At 48.9% G+C, this 1,087-nt stretch carries 3 protein-coding genes; all 3 read left to right on the top strand.

Annotated elements, in window-relative coordinates; all coding sequences use genetic code 11:
* On the top strand, positions 1-259 hold a 259-nt coding region (locus A3750_RS25560; RefSeq protein ID WP_197474767.1), incomplete at its 5' end, for a hypothetical protein.
* Between the two features lie 16 nt (positions 260-275).
* Positions 276-686, top strand: a complete 411-nt coding sequence (locus A3750_RS00620) for a hypothetical protein (RefSeq protein ID WP_082873140.1) — start codon at positions 276-278, stop codon at positions 684-686.
* On the top strand, positions 686-1,087 hold a 402-nt coding region (locus A3750_RS00615), incomplete at its 3' end, for a hypothetical protein (protein ID WP_197474766.1). The genes A3750_RS00620 and A3750_RS00615, both read left to right, overlap by 1 nt.

The following is a 1,087-nucleotide window of genomic DNA, read 5'->3' as shown; positions in this document are numbered from 1 at the left end:
CGTGCGACCTCCAGAAATGTTCTGTTTCGTTGGAGGCTTTTTAAACTATTACACCGGTTATGGCTTTCAGTCTAGCATTCCTGACCCTTCAGGCTTGACGCCACAAGTGGTTGCTAGCCAATTACGCGATGGTGCCTTTGCTTACTCCCCCGGAACACTTAGCCGTGCAGGTGTGGTGATTTTAAGTTTTGATGTGGTTGATGCGAGTGGTGCCGTGCAATCGATCGCGCAGGAAATACAGGTGAGAAATGTTCCTTAGGCTAAAAAGGCAAACAGTGCCTGCTCTGCGCTCGATGCAGCGCGGGATCGGTTTGCCAGCGACGGTATTTATTATTTCTATACTTGCACTGATTGTGGTGGCTCTTGGCGAATTGAATCAAACAGCGAGTTTGAGTTTTAGTCAGAGTTTCCAGTCGCAGCGGGCATTTTATGCTGCAGAGAGCGGAGCTCAGGTAGGGCTTAATAGAATTTTTGTTGGTAGCACAAGCTGCAATAACGCGTTGGCCGATATTGACTTCGACTCGTCAGGCTCGAATCTAGGGCTTGATGGCTGCACAGCAGATTTGTCCTGCAACCTGGTTGTAGTGGCCGGCATCAATTACTACACCTTAAGTAGCACTGCGATTTGTGGTAGTGGATTTGAACAGGCCGAACGCACGATTCAGGTCAGGGCGAGGAGTAATTGATGGCCTATTTTCTGAAGCGGAGCCTTATCTTATGGCTTTTATTTATACTCTCTAGCCCGGTACATGCCATTGTCGAGCAAGTACGAATCAGTAATAACAATGATGATGCAGAAGAGCGCCTGTCTAACGGCAACATGAATCGCGGCAGTAGTGATTTAGAAATGGCCTATGACGGTGGTAATGCGCAGTTAGTAGGGTTGCGCTTTCGCAGTGTTAATGTGCCTCAGGGAGCGACCATCAATTCGGCCTATATCGAGTTTGAGGTGGATGAAACCGACAGTGGTGCCACAAATCTAGAGATCTATGGGCAAGCTGCCGATAACGCCGGTGGCATCGGTAATAACCGCTCAAATTTGAGCAATCGAACACCGACTTCTGCTGTTGTGCCCTGGAGTCCTGCT

It is taken from the genome of Oleiphilus sp. HI0079 (assembly GCF_001635105.1).
This window is presented reverse-complemented; position numbering and strand designations above follow the sequence as displayed.